A 17,442-nucleotide genomic window follows, 5' to 3' on the forward strand; every position below is an offset into this window, starting at 1 on the left:
TTGAATAATTCTTAATCTATATGAGCCGTTTCGGATTGAATAGGGCTTGGCCAGAATCGACCCACAATAAAGCGGTACTGACTCAATAAGGGAGGAAGACGGTGAGCAGCAAAAGGATCGGCATCATCGGCGCCGGTACCGCCGGACTCCACTTGGGGCTCTATCTGCTGCAGCACGATGTGAAGGTCACGATCTTCACCGACAAGAAGCCCGCCGAGTACTCGGGCATGCGCCTGCTCAATACCGTGGCTCATCATGCCGTAACCAATGCGCGCGAAACGGCCTTGGGAGCCAACCACTGGCCCGAAGAGCAATACGGGTATTTCGGCCACTACTACTACATCGGCATTCCTGGAAATCCGCTGCGCTTCTTTGGCGATCTGCGCGCGCCCAGCCGCGCCGTCGACTACCGCATCTACCAGCCGCGACTGATGGAGGACTTCGAGAACCGCGGCGGCAGGATCGAGTACCGCGAAATCCGCGGCAACGACGTCGCGAAGATCAGCGCTGAATTCGACCTGGTCGTGGTCTGCACCGGCAAGGGTCCGTTCGGCCAGATGTTCGAGCATGACAAGCGGAATTCGCCTTTCGATCGTCCGCAGCGCGCGCTCTGCGTCGGCTTGTTCAAGGGCATCAAGGAGCGCCCGATTCGCGCGGTGACGATGAACTTCTCTCCGGGTGCCGGAGAAATGATCGAAATTCCGACGTGGACCTTCAATGGTCTGGCGACTGCCCTGGTGATCGAGAACATCGTCGGAAGTGATCTCGAGATTCTCGCCAAGGCCAAGTACGAAGAGAACCCGCGTGCGTTCCTCGATCTGCTGTTGCAGAAGCTGCGCAGGCACTACCCGGACTGTGCCGAACGCATCGATGAGAAGGAGTTTGACCTCGCCAACGGTCCTCTCGATCTCATGCAAGGTGGTGTGACGCCCACCATGCGCAAGACGCACAAGGTTCTGGAAGGCGGCAAGCTCGCCGTCGCGCTCGGTGATGTGCACGCGCTTGTGGATCCCGTGCTCGGTCAAGGCGCGAATCTGGCTTCGCACGCGGCAGTGATCCTCGGCGAAGAGATCGTCAAGCAAGACGTCTACGACGAACGTTTCGTCGAGCATGTCGACAACCGCCGCAATGATCGCATCCTGGGCGCGATGCGTTGGACCAATTACATGATGACCAATCTGGCCGCGATGCCGCCGGAGCTGCAGCAGTATGTTCTCGCCGTCAGCCAGAACCGCGTTTTAGCGGATGCCTTCACGGATGGCTTCAACTATCCTGAGCGGCAATGGGATTGTTTCGCGAGTCCGGCCCGCATGGAAGCCTGGATCGCCAAGCATGCAGATGAACCCACCAACCCTGCGACGGCCCGTCCATACGAGCCACGCAAGGAACCCAGGGTGGCAGCGTGATGGGCGCTGAGTTCCGCCGGCGAGACATACGCCATGCATTCATTGCGGTGCGCGCCACAGGAGAGCGGGGGCGACATGGACGATCTTGAGAACCCGATGGCAGGCAGCGTGGACCCCTTGCATTTCCGCAAGACGGTTTCGCGTTTCGCGACGGGCATCGCGATCATCGCTTGCGAGGATGAAGACGGCCGGGTCCATGGCATGGTCGCCAAAAGCTTCACGTCCATCAACCTCGATCCGCCAACGGTCCTGATTTCGATGAGACCAGGCAAGGCACATCGGGCGATCACCCGCAGCGGCAGGTTCGGTGCGAGCATTCTCAATGAGAGCCAGCAGGGCTATTTGGCGCATTTCAGCGGAACGCCGCAGGAGTCGTTCGTTCCTGACTTCATCGTGAGGTCCCGGACGCTGACGCTACGTCAGTGTCTGGCGTGGTTCGAATGCGAAATCGTCGAGCGCATCCAGATTCATGACCAGACGTTGTTCGTGGCCAAGGTCACGCAGTGCGACGTACTGGAAGGGCGCCCTTTGATGTTCTACGCCGACCGCTATCACCGCCGGATTAGCGTTGCAGAGCGGCGGTATGGGTAGTGTTCGGTTGATGTTGGCTAGCTGATCAAAGAGATCGAGTTCTTGAGGAGGAATTGAAGATGGAAAACAACTTGCAGCGGCGCATGTCGGGCCACGGAATCCTGATGATCTTCAGCACGCTTCTATTCGGCGTGTTCTTGTGGATGAACTTGATTGGTGGTTTCGAACTCATTCCCGGCTACATCATTCACTTCCAGATTCCGGGAACGCCGGAGGGATGGGCGCGCGCCCATGTCGGGCCGGCGCTCAACGGCATGATGGTCATCGCGGTGGCTTTCGTGCTGCCCATGCTGGACTTCACGCAAAGGACGGCCAACCGCCTGGCGTTCATCATCGTGGCCGACGGCTGGTCGAATGTCTGCTTCTATTTCTTCTCCAACTTCACGGCAAACCGCGGGCTGAGCTTCGGCCCGAACCAGCTGGGTGACAACAATATCTTCAGCGTGCTTGCGCTGGGACCCGCCTATCTCTTCGGTGTCCTTGCACTCGTCGCGCTGTTCGTCATCGGTCGTCAGGCGCTCAAGAGGCGTGCGGTCGAGGCAAAGGGCGACAGCAAGGCCGCATTTTCCGCGTAGCAGCAACCGAGCCGGTCCCCACGCTAGCTAGCGGAGCGGGCAATAAAAAGGGGGACGCCCAATGCGGCGTCCCCATAGCCCAGCGCCAAGCACGCAAAGAAGAGATGCGTGTGCGCTGAGGAGGAGAAGATGGCCATGAGCAGTTCATCGACGGTGGCAGCAGCCGCCACGGAAACGTTTCCCTTGACGATCGGACCGACGGATTCGGAGCACGTACGCGGCTTCGGAAAATGGAAGGATTTTGTCCATGACAACTATCCGTGGCTCGAGCATCGCAATCACTCGAGCAGCGAGTTTTCCGCCGAGGTGAGTGCGTTCCGTCTTGGCAACGGGATGTTGACCACGATCAGCGCCGGCTCGTGCGAAGTCATCCGCACCAAGCGCCTCGCCGAGAGATCAGAAGAGGGCTTCATCAAGGTGATGTGGCAGATGGCCGGCCAGATGCACCTCGAGCAGGATCAGCGCCAAGTGCTCGTGCTGCCAGGACAGGCCACGGTCTGCGACACCGCGCGACCTTATCGCATACAGCTGTCCGACAAGGCCCACTTCGCGGTGCTGATGCTGCCCTACGTGGCGCTCCCCGGCTGGGAAACGATCAGTCAGCGCCTGTGCGGTTCCCAACTCGCGGAAACGGGCGCCATGCGGGCGGCGCTCGGTGCGCTTCTGGCACTGACGGGGGTTCCGCAGACCTTCGTGGCGGATGCGGGCGCCACCGTTTCGCAGGCGATCCAGCTCATGCTGACGTCGTCGATGCACCGCTCTGCCATGGCGGCCGGGGGCTCGGGTTCATTGCACCCCCGTCTGAACAAGGCGCAGCAGCACATTCTCGAGCATATCGGCGATCCGAATCTCGATGCCGACGGCCTGGCCGAGGCGCTGTGCATGTCGCGGCGTTCGCTCTACATGCTGTTCAAGGAATACAAACTCACGCCGGGCAAGATGATCCATGACATACGGCTGCAGCGCTGCATGGACACGCTGAGCGATCCTGCGCAGAAAAACCGCAAGATCACGGACATCGCCTTCGACCACGGCTTCGGCGATTACGCGACCTTCAGCCGATTGTTCAAGGCGCAGTACGGCGTAACGCCGAGCGAGTACCGCATGAAGTCGCGAACGCAGGCAGTAGGACGGCGTCCGCCGCAAGCTGGATGGTCTTCGTGACTTGTTCGCGCTTTAGATTTCTTTACTGGAGTTCCAATTATTGTTCACGCAATCCTCTGCTCTTGAGGCGATAAGCGAGTTGGGGCCGCGTAATGCCAAGCATCCGGGCGGCTGCCGATAGATTGCCGCCTGCGCGAGTCACCGCACTTGTGATCAGCGCAGTTTCTATTTCATCGAGCGATGTCGGATCGTTGTCGTCGCAGTTGCCGCCCAACAGTGCGCTGATCTTTCGGGACACTCGTTCGCGAATGCAGTCTTCGCCATCGAGCGTTTGTAAGCGGTCGAGGCTTTCGGAGGACGCCAGCATGCCGCTGCTTCCCAATCCAAAGATATTGGCTTTTGTTTTCTCGGTGTTCGAGAAAATATGCCCGATGTCCACGGCCCCATCTTCCGGTGCAAGAATCACCGCCCGCTCGATCATGTTCTGCATTTCGCGGATGTTGCCAGGCCAGCTGTAGCTGAGCATGGCGCTGATCGCACGTTCGGTGAATCCGGTGACCCGCCGACCGTGGCGCGAAGAGAATCTATGGAGGAAATGGTTCATCAGTACCGGTATGTCCTCACGCCGTTCGCGCAGAGGGGGAATCGTCACGGGAAAAACATTGAGCCGATAGAAAAGGTCTTCACGGAACCGGCCCGCACGGGATTCCTCCCGAAGATCCAGATTGGTGGCGGCGACCACCCTGACATCGACGTGGCGCGCCTGTGTGCCGCCGACGCGTTCGATTTCACCTTCCTGCAGGGCGCGCAATAGCTTGCCCTGCGCGGTGCTGCTGAGGATGCCGATTTCATCGAGGAACAAGGTGCCGCCGTCGGCGCGTTCGAAGCGGCCCGGTCGGGTCTGATTGGCGCCGGTGTAAGCGCCGCGCTCCACGCCAAACAACTCGGCTTCCACGAGCGACTCCGGAATGGCCGCGCAATTTACGGCAATGAAGGGGCCGTTCGCTCTCGCGCTGATGCGGTGCAGAGTCTGCGCAAAGACCTCTTTTCCGACGCCGCTTTCGCCGAGGAACAGGACGGTCGCCTGCGTTGGCGCGACCCGCTTGACCATATGGCATACCGCATTGAAACCGGCTGATACGCCGACGACCTTGTCGTCTTTGAAGGGGGACGCAGAGCGTGCATCCGCGGTTTCTCCAAGGCGGCTGCGCCCCGCACCGAAGATGCCCTGGGTGAAGGCTTGGGCCTGAAAGAAGCGATGGTCGTCGTCAGCCTCCTCTCCCCAGGCATCTGCCGGCTTTCCGATGATGCGGCAACGATTGTCGCCCAATGCCCGGCATTCGACTTCGCGATAAAGGACCGGGCGTCCCATGAAAACGCTCGTATATCCGGATGCGTAGCCGATCTGCATCCAGCATGCTGCCTCGGCCCCAATGCCATAGATACGAACATGCTCCTCGTCCTCCGAGGAGTTCGTCCATAGGAACTCGCCGTAGTAATGGCCCCGCTCGACGTCCATTTCGAGGCGCACCGGCTCCACGGCGACCATGCCTTCCAGCATATGCAATTGTGGGCCGACCACGAACATGTCGGTGAGTTTTGCGGTAGGACGCACCCGGCGCGCGAGCTCGGCATCGTGTGCCCCGGAGTTGTAACCGATGCGCGTGAGCAGTCCGCGCGCGCTATCCAGACCCAAGCTCTCTATCAATTCCCGTCGCAATACACCCATGGCGCTGGCGTGCAGCAGCAGCATGCGCTGGTCGTGCAGCCAGATATGACCGTCTTCGGGCGAGAAATGCAGGCGCGAGATCAGATCGGCGATATCCGGATAGCGCACACGGTCCACCGTAACGTTGGGATGCAAGCCTTGCGGCACGGCTGTACCGTCCACGGCTATGGTAGGCGTCATCGGTTGCTTCTCCTCCGAGCATTCGCTCTGGTTTTTCGGGAGGAATCTCTGGATGCCTCCGCGTTTTATTACCGCAAAGCAGAACCTATGCCATTGTCGCCACTAGCTCGTGCGTACTTGAAGAAAACCAACAAGTTGGGGAAACGATGAATAAGAACTGACCCGCTGAATTGATTAGATCATAAAAAAAATGCGAATGGAATTTATCAAATGAGAAAACCATAGAGGTTTCCTGGACCCCGAGGGCGACTTGATGTGCCGACAGGAATTCGAACCGGGGCGATGCCTTTGATCGGACGGTTCCATGCTGGATGGGCGTCACCGCAGGCTCGTGGTGAGCCTTCGCAAATCATCAAAACCGTTTCTCCAATACGTCCAATTTTCATCACCTCGTGAAGTTTTCTGGGTGACTTTCGTCGACGGGAAACGAGGTTCGACATGCCATATAAATTATTTAACTAATTATTTTTATTCATAAAAAAGACTTTTGTGCGGCGCGACAACAGGTGTGAAACGGCTACGTTGGCACGGCTGCTGCAACTAGGCGGGCACAGACCGCAGCGATCAATGGGTTCGTCGAGCGGCGGCGGTTTGCAAACCGCGCATTCAAGAATCACGAGGAGAAAGTGTGTCGCTTCACCAGCTGCCGATGCCAAAGCCGGCATTTGACGTCAACCGACGCTACGTGCGCTTCCGCGAGCTTCGGGCCGATGGTTATGTCGACTTCACCTTTTCGATCGGCGATCCAGAACTGGGTGTCGAGCTGTCGATGCCGCTTGAGCAATACAAAGAATTCTGCCGTTCCCAGAAGGTGATCTATCTGACGCGTGACCAAGGCGCGACGATCGATAACGACAAATCCAAATGGCGCTTCGGAGCGCCCGGATTGAAAGAATGAAAAAGCGAGAGGAGAAAGTGCGTGCAAGTTGACATCAAGACCACTTCCGTTACGCAACTGCGCCACACGTTCTCGAACGTGGCACGCAGGTTGGGCGGCGACAGGCCGGCATCGCGTTACCAGGAAGCAACGTTCGATTTGCAGCCGGAGGTTAATTTCCACTATCGGCCATTGTGGGATCCGCGCCATGAGCTGTACGACAAGAATCGCACGCGCATCGTCATGCGAGATTGGTATGCGTTCACCGATCCGCGGCAGTACTACTACGGCACTTACACGATCGCGCGCAGCCGGCAGCAGGAGACGATGGAAAAAAATACCGCGTTCGTGGAAACGCGCGGTCTGTTGCGTACCCTTCCTGCGGAAGCGCACGCGAGCCTGACGGAACGGTTGCTGCCGCTGCGCCATGTGGAATGGGCGGCGAACATGAACAACTGCCAGATCACCGCGCTGGGCTGGGGTACGGCGATCACGCAGGCGACGATGTACCACACGATGGACCGTCTCGGCATCGCGCAATACCTCAGCCGCATTGGCCTGCTGCTCGACGGCAATTCAGGCGACTCCTTGGCGGGGGCAAAGCGTGTCTGGATGGAGGAGGCGGACTGGCAGGAATTGCGCCGTTACGTCGAGAACTCGCTGGTGATCGAAGACTGGTTCGAGTTGTTCGTCGCGCAGAACTTCGTGCTCGACGGCCTGCTGTACCCGCTCGCGTACCAGCATTTCGACGCACGCTTCGGAGCCGAATACGGGCCAACCTTGTCGATGCTCACGAACTTCATGAGCAGCTGGTTCGACGAAACCCGCCGCTGGGTCGATGCGACGCTCAAGGTCGCTGCAGCCGAATCCGAGCACAACGCCGCCCTGCTTGGCGAATGGGTTGCGCGCTGGACGCAGGCCGCTGTCGAAGCGCTGAAGCCGCTGGCGCCACGCATCCTCGGCGGCGATGGAGCCGCCATTCTTGAAACGCTCGTGGCGGAACTGCGGGTCCGCTCCGAGAAAATCGGAGTACGCGCATGAGCGCCAGCCAGGCCGAAGGTTATGCGCAGACGCCGATTGTCTTCATCGCGCTGCAAACCAACGACGAATCACGCCGGATCATCGACGCCATCGAGGCCGATAACCCGCATGCGAAAGTCAACGCCTTTCCGGCAATGGTCAAGATCGACGCACCGGGACGCATCGTCGTGCGTCGCGAGTCGATCGAGGAAAGATTGGGCCGGGCCTTCGATCTTCGCGAACTGCAACTGCACCTGATTTCTCTCAGCGGAAACATCGACGAATCGGACGACGAATTCGTACTGCACTGGAGGACGGCATAAGCCGTCGGATACCCATGACCACGAACAAGAGCAGCAACATCGCCAAGGCGCCGCGCAAGCTGAGCCTGAAAGAGAACTACGCGTTGATGACGCGCGACCTCGGTTGGCAGCCGAGCTATCAGTCGGTGGACAAGATTTTTCCTCACGACCATTTCGAGGGAATCAAGATTCACAACTGGGAAGGTTGGGAAGATCCGTTCCGCCTCACGATGGACGCGTACTGGAAATACCAGGGAGAAAAGGAGCGGAAGCTCTACGCGATCATCGACGCCTTCCAGCAAAACAACGGGCAGTTCAACGTCACCGACGCGCGCTACATCAACACGCTCAAACTGTTCCTGACGGGCGTGAGCCCGCTCGAGTACGCGGCACATCGCGGATTCGCGATCGCCGGCCGTGCTTTCCGTGGCGTCGGGCCGCGCGTCGCCTGCCAGATGCAGGCGATCGATGAGCTGCGCCACGTGCAGACGCAAATTCATACGATCAGCCACTACAACAAGTTCTTCAACGGCCTGCACGACTTCAAACACATGCACGATCGGGTCTGGTACCTGTCCGTGCCGAAGTCGTACTTCGACGATGCAATGAGCGCCGGTCCGTTCGAGTTCATCACCGCCATCTCGTTCTCGTTCGAGTACGTGCTGACCAATCTTCTATTCATGCCGTTCATGTCCGGCGCAGCGTTCAACGGCGACATGGCCACGGTGACTTTCGGATTCTCCGCGCAGTCGGACGAGTCGCGCCACATGACGCTGGGCCTGGAGGTGGTCAAGTTTATCCTCGAGCAGGATCCGGACAATGTGCCGATCGTGCAGAAGTGGCTCGACAAGTGGTTCTGGCGCGGCTATCGCCTGCTGACGCTGGTGGCGATGATGATGGATTACATGCTGCCCAAGCGCGTGATGTCATGGGCCGAAGCCTGGGAAATCTATTTCGAGCAAAACGGCGGATCTCTGTTCAGAGACCTGGAGCGCTACGGCATCCGCATGCCGAAGTACCACGAGGTTGCGACCAAAGAAAAGAACCGTCTGTCGCACGAAGCCTGGGCTACCTTCTACAACTACACCGCCGCCACCGACTTCCACACCTGGGTGCCGTCAAGCCAGGAGATGAACTGGTTGTCGGAGAAATATCCGGAAACTTTCGATCGCTATTACCGTCCGCGCTTCGAGTTCTGGCGCGAACGGCAGCAGCAGGGCAAGCGCTTCTACAACCCGACGCTGCCCATGCTGTGCCAGACCTGCCAGATTCCAATGATCTTCACCGAGCCCGACGACCCGACCAAGATCTGTTACCGGGAAACCGAATACCGGGGCGAGAAATTCCATTTCTGCTCGGACGGCTGCAAGGACATCTTCTGCGACGAGCCGGAAAAGTACGTGCAGGCCTGGCTGCCGGTGCACCAGATCTATCAGGGCAACTGTTTCCTGCCGGACGCCGATCCGACCGCGCCGGGCTTCAACCCGCTCGCCGAAGTGCTGCGCTACTACAACCTGAATGTCGGCCACGACAACGGTGATTACGCGGATTCGCCGGACCGCCGCAATTGGGAGCAGTGGACCGGGCGTCCCGGCGCTCCGGTCGAGGAAGAAGAGGTCGGCAAGGCCGCCTGAACCGATCACGCACTGGAAAACCGTTCATGTCCGTCATCGCCGCCGTTCCCGACTATCGCGGGGAAATGCTTGACCGCCAGGAAAAATTCCATGGCAAGCAGCTGCTCTACATCGGGTGGGAGGACCATCTGATGTATTGCGCTCCCCTGTGCATTCCGGTTGATCCCCAGACCCCATTCGGCGCTCTGCCGAAGGAAATCATTCCGAACCTTTATGCGGAGCACCCGGACGTGGGCCTCATCGACTGGGACAAGGTGCAGTGGTTCCGCTCCGGCCAGCCGTTCGATCCGGACTTCGCGGCGAGCGTGCTCGACAACGGACTCGGCCACAAGGCGATCGTGCGCTTCCGCACGCCCGGTCTTGCCGGAATCCAGGGCAGCTGCAGCTGAGAAACGCCGGTGAGCTATCAGATCACAATTGAGCCTTTGGGGCAGACCGTCGAGGCGAGTGAGGGGCAGAGCCTGCTCGACGCCTGCCTGCGCGCCGGAGTGTGGTTGCCGCACGCCTGCGGTCATGGTCTCTGCGGCACCTGCAAAGTGCAGGTCGTGGACGGCGAGGTCGATCTCGGTCAGGTATCGTCCTTCGCGTTGATGGATTTCGAGCGCGAGGAACGCAAGTGCCTGGCCTGCTGCGCGCAGGCGCTGTCGGACGTGGTCATCGAGGCCGAGGTTGACGAGGATCCGGATGCGCGCCACATCCCGATTGCCGATTTTTCGGGCGTGGTGCGGCGTATCGTCGATTTGACCCCGACGATCAAGGGCATCCATCTGGCTCTCGATGGTGATGGCATGGCTTTTCAGGCCGGCCAGTATGTGAATGTGCATATCCCGGGCGAGTCGCGTCCGCGCGCGTTCTCGCTCGCGCAGTCTCCGCATGATCGCAACGAGATCGAACTGAACGTGCGTCGCGTGCCGGGCGGGAAAGGCACGGCGTTCCTGCATGAGCAATTGCGTTGCGGCGAACCGCTGCGTATCACGGGGCCCTACGGCCGATTCTTCGTGCGCAAGTCCGATCCCCGGTCATTGCTGTTCATGGCCGGTGGTTCCGGGCTGTCGAGTCCAAAGTCCATGATTCTCGATTTGCTGGAGGAGGGGGACACTCGTCCGATCACGCTGATCTATGGCGCACGCAATCGCGCCGAGCTTTACTACGATTCTCTGTTCCGCGAACTGGCCGCAAAGCATGCCCAGTTCGAGTATCTGCCTGCGCTTTCGGAACCTACCGAAAATTGCGGATGGGACGGTTTTCGCGGCTTCGTCCATGAAGCCGCCGCGCAGCGCTTCGCCAATGATTTCCGCGGGCAGCGCGCTTACCTCTGCGGTCCGCCGCCCATGATCGAAGCCTGCATTCGCACGCTGATGCAGGGCCGCCTGTTCGAGCGCGACATCTTCACCGAGAAGTTCCTGACCAGCGCGGACGCCGGCGCCACTGCACGCAGCCCACTGTTCAAGGCTCTGTGATGGATCCCTGCGTCGATCCGAAACCTCTATATCGCATGGAGTCCGGCAGTTCTGGCGGCGATTCCATCGAGGTGGCAGAGACCGGGAAAGTCTGCCGGGTTCTGATTCGTGATACCGGTGAGACGGTGCGCTGTACCGATGAACAGAGTGTTCTTGCGGGAATGGAACAGCTTGGGCGCAAGGGTATTCCCGTGGGCTGTCGGGGTGGCGGTTGCGGCGTCTGCAAGGTCCGCGTGCTGAACGGCCACTTCCGCACCGGGCGCATGAGCAGGGCCCACGTCACGCACGAAGAGGAGACGCACGGTTATGTACTGGCCTGCCGGCTTTATCCGCAGACGGATCTCGAATTGCAGGTGATTGGAAAGATGCTGCGCGCGGTGACCTCTGTCACACGCCAAGCAAACGATGGAAGCGTTCCGCGAGGAACGGACACGGATACGAAATAGGAGAGAGAGATGGCACTGACTGGAGTATTGCGGCCTGGGCACGTTGCCATACGTGTACTGGACCTGGAAGCAGCGCTGAAGCATTACGTCGGCGTGATCGGCTTGACAGAAATCGCACGTGATGCGAGCGGTCGCGTATTCCTGAAGGCTTGGGACGAGGCCGATCACCACAGCGTGGTGCTGCGCGAGGCCGATGAAGCCGGTATGGATTACATGGGCTGGCGCGTCGCTTCGGAAGCGGAGCTGAAACGCCTGGCGGCCGATGTCGAGAAGTCCGGTCTGGCGACGGATTTCGCGTGGATTCCCGCCGGGGAGCACCCGGCCACGGGCGAGCGGTTCCGTTTCACCATTCCCACGGGGCATGTGATGGAGCTGTATGCGCACAAGGATATCGTCGGCTGTTCCGCCGGCTACACCAATCCCGATCCCTTGCCGGATGGGCTGCACGGTCTGGCGCCCTCGCGTTTCGACCACTGCCTGCTTTACGGCGACGATCTTGACGGTACGGTCAAGCTGTTCATCGATGTCCTTGGGTTCTCTCTCGCCGAACAGGTGCTCGCCGGTCCGGACAAGCTGATGATCGGTGCATTCCTGACTTGCTCGAACAAGGCGCACGACGTGGCTTTCATCCGTCAGCCGGTCAAGAACAAGTTCCACCATGCTTCGTTCCAGCTCGACAACGAGCACGAGATTCTCCGGGCGGCGGATACCCTATCGAGGAACAAAGTCTCGATCGACATCGGGCCCACGCGTCACGGCATTACGCGCGGCGCGACCATTTACTTTTTCGATCCTTCCGGGAACCGCAACGAAGTTTTCTCCGGTGGCTACATCTACTATCCGGACAAGCCGACGATCACTTGGACCGATGACAATCTCGGACCGGCGATTTTCTACCATGATCGCAAGATCAACGATGCGTTCCTGACGGTTTACACCTGATGCGCATTGCGGTCGAACAGCAGGTGATCCACTGGGAGGCAGCCGCCGCCGCGGTGGTGGCGGCGGCGCGGTGCGCCGAAGAGTTGGGCGTGCGCGTGAACGTCGCGGTGGTCGATAGCAGCGGCAACCTCTCGGGATTTCTGCGCATGCCCGGCGCATTCCTGCATTCCATCGACGTGTCGATCGACAAGGCATACACGGCCGCAGGCTTTGGCCTGCCGACGAGCGCATGGGATGGCGTGCTCCGAGAACACTCCGCGGCCGTGCGCGACGGTCTGTCGCGTCGTCCGCGTTTCGTCGGATTTGGCGGAGGTTTTCCATTGCGACTCTCGGGGGCATTGATAGGAGGCATCGGGGTTTCCGGTGCCAGTGAAGAACAGGACGGGCTTTGCGCGCTGGCCGGCTGCGAGGCCGTCGGCGCCGACTCGGAACATGGTTGAAGAAAATGGCTAATGATCTTTCCACTCGGCTGCCTCAAGCCTTCTCCGCACGTGGCGATGCCGCCGTGCAGTTCCCGCACTTCATCAACGGGTTCTTCGTCGCTTCGCGCGACGGCAGGACGTTCGAGAATCGCAGTCCGGTCGATGGTTCGCTGATCGGCAAGGTGGCCGAAGGCGGCCAGCCTGAAGTGGACGCAGCGGTCGCCGCCGCGCGTGCGGCGCTCGAAGGGCCCTGGGGAAAGCTGACCGTCGTGCAGCGCGTGGATTTGCTCTACGCCGTCGCGGACGAGATCAATCGTCGTTTCGACGACTTCCTCTCTGCTGAAGTGGCGGATACCGGCAAGCCGGTGAGCCTCGCCTCGCATCTCGACATTCCGCGTGGCGCGGCCAATTTCAAGATCTTCGCTGACATCATCAGGAACGTGCCGGCCGAGACGTTCGAAATGAATACGCCCGACGGCGGCACCGCTTTGAACTATGCGCTGCGCGTCCCGCGCGGTGTCGTCGCGGTGGTTTCTCCTTGGAACCTCCCGTTGCTGCTGATGACCTGGAAGGTCGGGCCGGCGCTTGCCTGCGGCAACACCGTCATCGTCAAGCCGTCGGAGGAAACGCCTGGCACGGCGACACTGCTGGGCGAGGTGATGAACAAGGTCGGCATTCCCCCCGGCGTCTACAACGTCGTGCACGGATTCGGGCCCGACTCGGCCGGCGAGTTCCTCACTTCGCATCCCGGGATTAATGCCATCACCTTCACCGGCGAGACGCGGACGGGTAGCGCGATCATGAAGGCGGCCTCGAACGGCCTGCGGCCGGTTTCGTTCGAGCTCGGCGGCAAGAACGCGGGCATCGTATTCGCCGATGCCGATTTCGATGCCGCGGTAGACGGCATTGCGCGCGCCGCATTCTCGAACTGCGGCCAGGTCTGTCTCGGCACGGAGCGCGTGTATGTCGAGCGCCCGATTTTCGAGCGCTTTGTCACCGCACTCAAGGCGAAGGCCGAAGCGATGAAGCCCGGCATTCCGCAGGACAAGGAGACCGGCATCGGTCCGTTGATCAGTCTAGAACACCGCAGCAAGGTACTCTCGTACTACGAGAAGGCGCGTGCGGAAGGCGCGACCGTGGTCACCGGCGGCGGCGTGCCGGAGATGCCGGCGGCGTTGAGCAATGGTTCATGGGTGCAGCCGACCATCTGGACGGGCCTGCCCGAAACCTCTGCAGTGATCCGGGAGGAGATTTTCGGGCCGTGCTGCCACATCGCGCCGTTCGATACCGAGGACGAGGCGGTGGCGCGCGCCAATGACACGCAGTACGGCCTGTGCACGACGGTATGGACCACGAACCTGTCGCGAGCGCATCGCCTGGCCAAGCGCATCGAAGTCGGCCTGTGCTGGATCAACAGCTGGTTCCTGCGCGACCTGCGCACGCCGTTCGGCGGCAGCAAGCAGTCCGGCATCGGCCGCGAAGGCGGCGTGCATTCCCTTGAGTTCTACACGGACCTGCGCAATGTCTGCGTCAAGCTCTACTAAGCGGCTCGCGCAGCCCCCGGCGGATCCGGAGGCGGGACGGTTGGTGGACGCGGGCGGGATCCCGACCAACGTTCACGACCTCGGGCGCGGCGCGCCGGTCCTGCTGCTGCATGGATCGGGACCCGGCGTGAGCGCCTACGCCAACTGGCGTCTGGTCATGCCGGGCCTTGCCGAGCGGGCGCGCGTCGTTGCGCCGGATCTCGTCGGCTTCGGACTGACACCGCGGCCGGCGGGTTTCGAATTCAATCTCGAAAACTGGCGTCGCCACGTCCTCAGCCTGCTCGATGCGCTCGGCGTGGAGCGCTGCGACGTGGTGGGCAATTCCTTCGGCGGAGCGCTGGCGCTCTCGCTCGCCATCCACGCGCCTCAGCGCGTGCGTCGTCTGGTGCTGATGGGCAGCGTCGGCGTGCCATTCGAGATCACCGAGGGCCTGGACGACGTGTGGGGCTACGAGCCTTCGCTGGCCGCGATGCGCAGTTTGCTGGATCTGTTCGCTTACGATCGCGGTCTGGTCAACGACCAGCTCGCCGAGCTGCGTTACCGCGCGAGCCTGCGCCCTGGCGTCCAGGAAGCGTACCGCGCCATGTTTCCGGCGCCGCGCCAGCGTTGGGTGGATGCGCTGTGCAGTGCGGAGTCCGCCATCCGTGCGCTGCCGAACGAAACCCTGATCGTGCACGGCCGGGACGACCGTGTCATCCCGCTCGACAATGCGCTGTTGCTGCACCGCTGGATCGAGCGTTCGCAACTGCACGTTTTCGGACGTTGCGGACATTGGACGCAGATCGAGCACGCCGCACGCTTTACGCGTCTGGTCGGCGATTTCATCAACGAGAACGAAAAGCCATGATGCCCGATCTCATCCGCAATCTGGGTGATCTCCTTCATCAGGCGCTGGAGTCGCGCACGCCTATCGCACCGCTCACCGATACGCATCCGGAGCTGACGATCGACGATGCCTACGGCATCCAGCTCCGCATGATTGAGCAACGGCTGCAGGCAGGTGAATCCGTCGTCGGCAAAAAGATCGGCGTCACGAGCAAGGCCGTGCAACAGATGCTGGGCGTGTTCCAGCCCGATTTCGGCCATCTGCTGTCGGCGATGGTGTTCAACGAGGGCGAACCGGTGCTGGTGGACCGCCTGATCGCGCCGCGCGCCGAAGCCGAAATCGCCTTCATCCTGCACAGCGATCTCGTCGGCCCTGGTATCACCGCCGATGACGTGCTGCGCGCGACCGATTTCGTGCTGCCCTGTTTCGAGATCGTCGATTCGCGCATCAAGGACTGGAAGATCAAGATCCAGGACACCGTCGCCGACAACGCTTCGTGCGGTGTTTTTGTGCTGGGCGGCCAGGCGCGTCGCCCGCACGAGCTCGATCTCGCGCTCGCCGGCATGGTGCTCGAGAAGAACGGCGAGCTCGTTTCCACGTCGGCGGGGGCGTCGGTTCAGGGCTCTCCCGCCAACGCGGTTGCCTGGCTGGCGAACACATTGGGGCGTTACGGAATTCCGTTGAAGGCGGGAGAAGTCATCCTGTCCGGTTCGCAGTCGCCGCTGGTTCCCGTCGTGGCGGGCGACAGTCTGGTATGCAGCGTCGGCGGTTTGGGTAGCTGCTCGGTACGGTTCAAGTGAAGAGTGCACGCATGAGACTCGATACGGCGAGCATCGCAAGCCTGGCAGAGCAGTTGGAAGCCGCCGAACTCGGCGCGCAAGCGATCACCAAGATCACCGACGCATATCCCGATCTGGATTGGGATGATGCCTATGCGATTCAGGCCGGGATTCGCCAGCGCAAGGAATCGCGGGGCCAGCGCGTCATCGGCTACAAGGCTGGATTGACCTCCAGAGCCAAGATGCAGCAGATGGGTGTCAGCACGCCGGTGTTTGGCCTGCTCTTCGACTACATGAAAGTGCCGGCGGGGGACAGCGTCGATACGGGGGCGCTCATCCATCCCAAGGTTGAAGCCGAGGTGGCGTTCGTTCTCAAGCGGGCTTTGCGCGGACCCGGCTGCCATATCGGCAGTGTTCTGGCTGCGACTGATTTCGTGATGCCGGCAGTCGAAGTGATCGACTCGCGCTACCAGAATTTCCGCTTCGACCTGCAGAGCGTCATCGCCGACAACACCTCGGCATCGCGCTTCGTTGCCGGCGGACGGCGCATCTCCGAACTGGCCGGTCTGGATTTGCGGACGCTGGGCATCGTCCTGGAAAAGAACGGCGAGATTGTTGCACTGGCCGCGGGTGCAGCCGTTCTGGGCCATCCGGCGGCGGCTGTCGCGATGCTCGCGAATCATCTGTCGCTTCGCGGCGAAGAGCTTCCTGCAGGCAGCTTCATCATGACGGGCGGCATCACGGAAGCTATTCCCGTTACCGCCGGCGACGCGATCAATGTGCGTTTCCAGGAACTCGGAAACCTTTCCATTCGCTTCATTTAAGGATCAGAGAGAATACACGTGGCAAAGATCAAATGCGCCATCATCGGGCCCGGCAACATCGGCACCGACCTGCTCTACAAGCTGCGGCGCTCGAAGGTGCTGGAGCCGGTGTGGATGGTCGGCGTCGATCCGACGTCGGAAGGTCTGGCGCGGGCGCGCGAGCACGGCCTGAAGACGACGGACCAGGGCGTCGACGGCATGCTCGCGCACGTCAAGGCCGACGGCGTGCAGATCGCCTTCGACGCGACCAGCGCCTACGTGCACAAGGACAACTCCGACAAGCTCAACGCGCTCGGCGTGATGATGATCGACCTGACGCCGGCGGCGATCGGCCCGTACTGCGTACCGCCGATCAACCTCAAGCAGCACGCCGGAAAACGCGAGATGAACGTCAACATGGTCACCTGCGGCGGCCAGGCGACGATCCCGATGGTCTACGCGGTGTCGCGCGTGCAGAAGGTGAAGTACGCCGAGATCGTCGCCACGGTGTCGAGCAAGTCGGTCGGGCCCGGCACGCGCAAGAACATCGACGAGTTCACCCGCACCACCGCCGGCGCGGTGGCGAAGATCGGCGGCGCCGACGAGGGCAAGGCGATCATCGTCATCAATCCGGCCGAGCCGCCGCTGATCATGCGCGACACCATCCACTGCCTGACGGTCGACGCGCCGAAGCAGAAGGAGATCGAGGAATCGGTGCGCGACATGCTCGCCGAGGTGCAGAAATACGTGCCGGGCTACCGCCTCGTCAACGGCCCGGTGTTCGACGGCCAGCGCGTGACGA

The 17,442-nt window shown here is 61.0% G+C and carries 19 protein-coding genes; 18 read left to right on the forward strand and 1 reads right to left on the reverse strand.

Annotated features, from left to right (window positions below):
- The first annotated feature begins 101 nt into the window (after positions 1 to 101).
- The 4 genes from styA (at position 102) to K344_RS0119180 (ending at position 3,736) form a co-directional block, all read left to right on the forward strand.
- Positions 102 to 1,406: a styrene monooxygenase subunit StyA gene (gene styA, locus K344_RS22620; RefSeq protein WP_051362432.1), complete on the forward strand. Its 1,305-nt coding sequence runs from the start codon at positions 102 to 104 to the stop codon at positions 1,404 to 1,406.
- A 75-nt stretch (positions 1,407 to 1,481) separates the two neighbouring features.
- On the forward strand, positions 1,482 to 1,997 hold the full coding sequence (gene styB, locus K344_RS0119165) for a styrene monooxygenase NADH-dependent flavin reductase subunit StyB (protein ID WP_051362433.1): 516 nt from the start codon (positions 1,482 to 1,484) through the stop codon (positions 1,995 to 1,997).
- Between the two features lie 59 nt (positions 1,998 to 2,056).
- On the forward strand, positions 2,057 to 2,572 hold the full coding sequence (styC, locus tag K344_RS0119170) for a styrene-oxide isomerase StyC (protein WP_028082031.1): 516 nt from the start codon (positions 2,057 to 2,059) through the stop codon (positions 2,570 to 2,572).
- Positions 2,573 to 2,701: 129 nt separating this feature from the next.
- Positions 2,702 to 3,736 (forward strand): helix-turn-helix domain-containing protein, encoded by a 1,035-nt coding sequence (locus tag K344_RS0119180; RefSeq protein ID WP_084197634.1) that lies wholly within the window; start codon positions 2,702 to 2,704, stop codon positions 3,734 to 3,736.
- 37 nt (positions 3,737 to 3,773) lie between these two features.
- Here K344_RS0119180 and K344_RS0119185 read toward each other — a convergent pair whose 3' ends face one another.
- Positions 3,774 to 5,585 carry a sigma-54-dependent Fis family transcriptional regulator gene (locus tag K344_RS0119185; protein ID WP_084197635.1) on the reverse strand — a complete coding sequence of 604 codons (1,812 nt, stop codon included), beginning with the start codon at positions 5,583 to 5,585 and terminating at the stop codon, positions 3,774 to 3,776.
- Positions 5,586 to 6,213: 628 nt separating this feature from the next.
- Between K344_RS0119185 and K344_RS0119190 the strand changes: the two genes are divergently transcribed.
- From K344_RS0119190 to K344_RS0119250, 14 genes are all read left to right on the forward strand, one after another.
- A complete protein-coding gene (locus tag K344_RS0119190) occupies positions 6,214 to 6,483 on the forward strand; it encodes a phenol hydroxylase subunit (protein WP_084197636.1) in 270 nt (89 codons plus the stop codon).
- 21 nt (positions 6,484 to 6,504) lie between these two features.
- On the forward strand, positions 6,505 to 7,503 hold the full coding sequence (locus tag K344_RS0119195) for an aromatic/alkene monooxygenase hydroxylase subunit beta (protein ID WP_028082035.1): 999 nt from the start codon (positions 6,505 to 6,507) through the stop codon (positions 7,501 to 7,503).
- Positions 7,500 to 7,805: an MmoB/DmpM family protein gene (locus K344_RS0119200; RefSeq protein ID WP_051362434.1), complete on the forward strand. Its 306-nt coding sequence runs from the start codon at positions 7,500 to 7,502 to the stop codon at positions 7,803 to 7,805. Before K344_RS0119195 ends, K344_RS0119200 begins: the two co-directional genes overlap by 4 nt.
- 14 nt (positions 7,806 to 7,819) lie before the next feature.
- On the forward strand, positions 7,820 to 9,418 hold the full coding sequence (locus K344_RS0119205) for an aromatic/alkene/methane monooxygenase hydroxylase/oxygenase subunit alpha (RefSeq protein WP_028082037.1): 1,599 nt from the start codon (positions 7,820 to 7,822) through the stop codon (positions 9,416 to 9,418).
- A gap of 26 nt (positions 9,419 to 9,444) precedes the next feature.
- Positions 9,445 to 9,807, forward strand: coding sequence for a phenol hydroxylase subunit P4 (locus K344_RS0119210; RefSeq protein ID WP_028082038.1), 363 nt, complete (start codon positions 9,445 to 9,447; stop codon positions 9,805 to 9,807).
- Between the two features lie 9 nt (positions 9,808 to 9,816).
- On the forward strand, positions 9,817 to 10,878 hold the full coding sequence (locus K344_RS0119215) for an NADH:ubiquinone reductase (Na(+)-transporting) subunit F (protein WP_028082039.1): 1,062 nt from the start codon (positions 9,817 to 9,819) through the stop codon (positions 10,876 to 10,878).
- Positions 10,879 to 10,913: 35 nt separating this feature from the next.
- Positions 10,914 to 11,324, forward strand: a complete 411-nt coding sequence (locus tag K344_RS23725; protein WP_084197637.1) for a 2Fe-2S iron-sulfur cluster binding domain-containing protein — start codon at positions 10,914 to 10,916, stop codon at positions 11,322 to 11,324.
- A 9-nt stretch (positions 11,325 to 11,333) separates the two neighbouring features.
- Complete coding sequence (locus tag K344_RS0119220) at positions 11,334 to 12,266, forward strand: catechol 2,3-dioxygenase (protein ID WP_028082040.1); 933 nt, start codon at positions 11,334 to 11,336, stop codon at positions 12,264 to 12,266.
- Positions 12,266 to 12,706: a GlcG/HbpS family heme-binding protein gene (locus tag K344_RS0119225; protein WP_028082041.1), complete on the forward strand. Its 441-nt coding sequence runs from the start codon at positions 12,266 to 12,268 to the stop codon at positions 12,704 to 12,706. The genes K344_RS0119220 and K344_RS0119225 overlap by 1 nt, the downstream gene beginning before the upstream one ends.
- A gap of 5 nt (positions 12,707 to 12,711) precedes the next feature.
- Complete coding sequence (locus K344_RS0119230; protein WP_084197638.1) at positions 12,712 to 14,232, forward strand: 2-hydroxymuconic semialdehyde dehydrogenase; 1,521 nt, start codon at positions 12,712 to 12,714, stop codon at positions 14,230 to 14,232.
- Positions 14,210 to 15,079, forward strand: coding sequence for an alpha/beta fold hydrolase (locus tag K344_RS0119235; protein ID WP_028082043.1), 870 nt, complete (start codon positions 14,210 to 14,212; stop codon positions 15,077 to 15,079). The genes K344_RS0119230 and K344_RS0119235 overlap by 23 nt, the downstream gene beginning before the upstream one ends.
- Positions 15,076 to 15,858, forward strand: coding sequence for a 2-oxopent-4-enoate hydratase (dmpE, locus tag K344_RS0119240; protein ID WP_028082044.1), 783 nt, complete (start codon positions 15,076 to 15,078; stop codon positions 15,856 to 15,858). The genes K344_RS0119235 and dmpE overlap by 4 nt, the downstream gene beginning before the upstream one ends.
- A gap of 11 nt (positions 15,859 to 15,869) precedes the next feature.
- Positions 15,870 to 16,661: a 2-oxo-3-hexenedioate decarboxylase gene (gene dmpH, locus K344_RS0119245; RefSeq protein ID WP_028082045.1), complete on the forward strand. Its 792-nt coding sequence runs from the start codon at positions 15,870 to 15,872 to the stop codon at positions 16,659 to 16,661.
- 18 nt (positions 16,662 to 16,679) lie between these two features.
- A partial coding sequence (locus tag K344_RS0119250; RefSeq protein ID WP_028082046.1) for an acetaldehyde dehydrogenase (acetylating) occupies positions 16,680 to 17,442 on the forward strand: 763 nt, incomplete at its 3' end.

The sequence above is a fragment of the Solimonas soli DSM 21787 genome (assembly GCF_000474945.1).
GTDB classification, from domain to species: Bacteria; Pseudomonadota; Gammaproteobacteria; order Nevskiales; family Nevskiaceae; genus Solimonas; species Solimonas soli.